The sequence below is a fragment of the Acidithiobacillus sp. HP-11 genome, from assembly GCF_015100075.1.
In the GTDB taxonomy this organism is placed as follows: Bacteria; Pseudomonadota; Gammaproteobacteria; order Acidithiobacillales; family Acidithiobacillaceae; genus Acidithiobacillus; species Acidithiobacillus thiooxidans.
In genome coordinates this window covers 1-4271 of the sequence record NZ_JACKYY010000087.1, presented here as the reverse complement: position 1 = coordinate 4271, position 4271 = coordinate 1, and the positions used below count along the sequence as shown (strand labels likewise).

Annotated in this window: 2 protein-coding genes and 2 pseudogenes; all 4 read right to left on the bottom strand. The window is 55.7% G+C overall.

Going from position 1 to position 4271, the window contains the following annotated elements:
* Nucleotides 1-62: 62 nt before the first annotated feature.
* On the bottom strand, nucleotides 63-668 hold the full coding sequence (locus H7F08_RS14895) for a YafY family protein (RefSeq protein WP_319026039.1): 606 nt from the start codon (nucleotides 666-668) through the stop codon (nucleotides 63-65).
* A 31-nt stretch (nucleotides 669-699) separates the two neighbouring features.
* Nucleotides 700-846: pseudogene (locus tag H7F08_RS14890) on the bottom strand (GNAT family N-acetyltransferase); the annotation flags it as partial.
* Nucleotides 847-1146: 300 nt separating this feature from the next.
* Nucleotides 1147-2994: a glutamine--fructose-6-phosphate transaminase (isomerizing) gene (gene glmS, locus H7F08_RS14885; RefSeq protein WP_024894410.1), complete on the bottom strand. Its 1848-nt coding sequence runs from the start codon at nucleotides 2992-2994 to the stop codon at nucleotides 1147-1149.
* Nucleotides 2995-3150: 156 nt separating this feature from the next.
* Nucleotides 3151-4271, bottom strand: a pseudogene (gene glmU / locus H7F08_RS14880) (bifunctional UDP-N-acetylglucosamine diphosphorylase/glucosamine-1-phosphate N-acetyltransferase GlmU); the annotation flags it as partial.

Here is a 4271-nt window from a genome sequence, read left to right as displayed (position 1 = left end):
GCGTACTCCTTATGTTGCTCTTTGAGTCGGAAACCCTTTGTAGCAACAGTACGCCACCTCATTCAAGCCAGTTGTAACGCGCCCGTACACCACTTTCGAGCATAGCTCTCAAAATACCCCAGTGCAAATAGCCAGACAGTCCGTTTGGTTTCTCTGTCCTTGAGATCCCGATAATGGATGGTGACCTTGTGTTCGGCGCGGATCGCCAGGCGGAGCTCAGACAAGTCAACGGCAACCGTAGGGATGGTCTTCCCCGGTCCAATCAGTAGCGCAGAAGCATCCAGCATTTCCCGCAAATCACCGGGTAAAACCGCTGCAATTTTGCTGACAGCACTCCGGGCAGCAGCACCAAGCCGTTCATCACCACGATCAGCCACCCAGCGAGCCCCAAGGACCAGTGCCTCAATTTCCTCTTTCGAAAACATCAACGGCGGAAGCATGAAGCCAGGCCATAGCACATAGCCGATTCCAGGTTCTCCCTCTATGTTCGCCCCCTGTTCCTGCAATGTCGCAATGTCGCGATAGAGCGTGCGCACACTGATCCCGAGCTCTTCAGCGAGACTCGTCCCGGTAACTGCAAATCGGTGTCGGCGCAAAATTTGAATCAGGGTAAGGAGGCGTTGGGCGCGTGACATAGGGGAAATTTCCGTCAGAAAAGTGAGATTCACGAGCGCCTTTGGGAGGCCGTGTTCCTATGCTTTACGCTACAATTGACTGGTAAATTTTCGCTGCATGGGTCGGGGTGTCAAGCACCTGATAACCCATTCGCTCATAAAACCGGCGTGCCGAATGGTTGGTGACATACGCATCCAACACCATGATTTCGCAGCCTTGCTGACGGGCATATTGTTCTACCCAGTGTTCAGTGACAAAAAAGTATCATCCTGATTGGCATGCAACTTATTGATTATGGGTCGCCGTTTGGTTGGCCTAGTGGGGTAAGTATCATCCTGAGTTGCCTATCAAACACGCCACTGACGGGGGCGCAGAACAATAAAGTGTCATCCTGATAGCAACTTAACTCGTTGATTCTTTGTCCGATACATACTTTCTTTCACGTTTTTGCTGTACTCTAGGATGATACTTTATTGTTCAGGGATGATACTTTTTTGTCCTTTAACAACATCCGTAACAGCACCTACCCGATCATTCCACCGTAACCGCCTTGGCCAGATTGCGGGGACGGTCCACATCGGTGCCTTTTACCAGCGCGGCATGATAGGCTAGGAGCTGTACCGGAATGACGTGTACCACCGGTGAAAGCAGACCGGTGTGGCGGGGCAGACGCATGACGTGAATACCCGCGCTGGCGCTGAAGTGACTGTCTGCATCAGCGAACACATACAACTCTCCGCCTCGGGCATGCACTTCCTGCATGTTTGCGGCCACTTTTTCCAGCAAACGGTCATTGGGGGCAATAACCACGACGGGCATATTGCTGTCCACCAAAGCCAGTGGGCCATGTTTGAGCTCCCCTGCGGGATAGGCTTCGGCGTGAATGTAGGAGATTTCCTTGAGCTTGAGGGCGCCTTCCAGGGCGATGGGATAATGCAGTCCACGTCCCAGAAAAAGCGCATGTTCCTTGCCCGCAAAACGTGCTGCCCAACCCTGGATTTGTGGTTCCAGATTCAGGGCATGCTGGACGCTGCCGGGAAGCTGGCGGAGAGCCTCCAGATGGGTAGCCTGGGTATCCGCATCCAGTTTGCCCTGCGCCTTGGCCAGAGAAATCGCCAGCAAATACAAAGCGACCAGTTGGGTCGTAAACGCCTTGGTGGACGCCACCCCGATTTCGGGGCCGGCGCGGGTCAGAAAACGCAGTGCCGAGGCTCTGGGGATGGCACTTTCCGCGACATTGCAAATGGACAGGGTATAGTCGTGACCCAGCTCCTTGGCCCGTTTCAGGGCTTCAAACGTATCCAGCGTTTCGCCCGACTGGGAGAGGGTCACAATGAGCTGACGCGGGTTGGGAATGGAGTCGCGGTAGCGGTATTCATGACCGAGCTCTGCCTGAGCGGGAATCCCGGCAATGCTCTCCAGCCATTGCCGTCCCACCAGGGTCGCGTAATGACTGGTGCCGGAAGCCAGAAACAGCACGCTGTTCACATCCTTGAAAATGGCTTCCGCCTGCGCTCCCCACAAATCGCCCAGATTCAACTGGCTGTTCAACGCCCCTTCCAGGGTATCCGCCAAGGCCCGGGGCTGCTCGTGGATTTCCTTTTGCATAAAGTGCCGGTACGGTCCCAAATCGACAGCGGCAGCACTGAGTTCACTCCAATGTTCTTCACGTTTCTGGGGCTGCCCCGCCTGATCGGTAATGGACAGCTTGTCCCGCTCCAACAAGGCTACGTCGCCATCATCCAGATACAGCACCCGACGGGTTACGGGCAACAGGGCGGCCACGTCCGAGGCGAAATAATGGCCTTCATCCGCAATCCCCAGCAACAGAGGGCAACCCATCCGCGCCACACAAAGCCGGTCCGGGTCTGCAAGCGACAAAACGGCAATGGCATAAGCGCCGCGCAATTCCGCCACGGTTTGCCGTACCGCTGTAAACAAATCAGGCGCTGTCTGTCGATAAAAATGGACCAGATGGGCAATGACTTCCGTATCTGTTTCGGAAGTGAATACATAACCTGCCTGTTCCAGACGGGCACGCAGGGCATGAAAATTTTCGATAATACCGTTGTGCACCACCGCAATTTGTTCATGAGACAACATGGGATGGGCATTACATTCTGCCACCCCCCCATGGGTCGCCCAACGGGTGTGACCAATGCCCAGCATGCCTTGCAAAGCCCGCTCGCTGGTTGCCGCCGTCAATTCCGCCACCCGACCCACGCTCCGCACGCGCTCCAGGCTTGGCTGCTGTCCTGGAACCTGTTGGAGCATCGCCAAACCCGCCGAATCGTAGCCGCGATATTCCAGGCGCCGCAAACCTTCCAGAATCATGGGCACCAAATCCGTCTTACTGACACCACCGACAATACCGCACATAAGCTCTGTCTCCCGAAGACGAGGGGCATCCTGCCCGCACTGAATTTATCCTGACATCAGCCCACCGGCTGGATGGTTTCCTCTTGGACCCGTTGTGCTGCCTTAGGCTACGCGCCGACTTAGCCCTTTCGTCAGGAACAGGCACACCTGCTGCCGTCAGCTTTCCTTGATTTTTCGTTGCGGGCGCTGCCAATCCGGAATGGAACGCTGGGGGCTGCGGCTGAGGGTCAACCCACCGGCGGGCACATCCTTGGTGATCGTGCTTCCGGCACCAATAGTCGCGCCGTCACCCACACTGACTGGCGCAATCAACTGCGTCGCCGAACCGACAAACACATCATTTCCGATCACGGTCTTGTGCTTGTTCACCCCATCATAATTGCAGGTGATGCTCCCTGCGCCCACATTTACTCCGGAACCGATTTCCGAGTCACCAATATAGGTCAGATGATTAGCCTTGGAACCATTGCCAATGGTCGAGGCTTTCACTTCCACATAATTACCGATATGTGCCGCCACGCCAATATCACTACCCGGACGAACTCTGGCGAATGGGCCGATCCGTGCACTAGCGCCTATACGGGCGCCTTCGAGTACACTGTAGGGCAGTACTTCTGCATCATCGCCAATTTCCACATCCTGCAGAACCACGCCCATACCGATGCGCACCCGATCTCCCAGACGCACCTTGCCGATACACAGAACATTGGGGTCCATCCAGCAATCCTGACCGCATTCCAGAGTTCCGCGAATATCCACACGCTCCGGATCCGCCAGGCGCAGCCCCTGAACCTGCAAATGACGCAGCTGCCGGCGCTGATAAATTCTCTCCAGCGTCGCCAGCTGAACCGGGTCATTGACGCCCAGGGCTTCGCTGGCATCGCTAAAAGTAAAAGGCCAGACCTCGTGATGACTGCTCCGGGCGATGGCAACCACATCCGTCAGATATAACTCACCCTGGGCATTATTGGCTGACAAGTCCGATAACCAGCCCTGAAGTGAAGCGACTGGCAATATCATCATGCCTAGATTCACTTCCCGGATAGCATGCTCTGTGCTGCTGCAGTCTTTCTGTTCACGAATGGCCTGTACCTGGCCTTGGGCGTCGCGGACAATACGACCGTAACCCTGGGCCTGTTCAAGAATGGCGGTACTCAGTCCCAGAGCGTTTTGCGGAGTTTTTGCCAGAAATGCGCGCAAGGTGTCAGCGGTGAGCAAGGGAACATCCCCATACAGCACTAGTACCCGGTSMKCNTATRSRGATCTCCGAGCCCCCG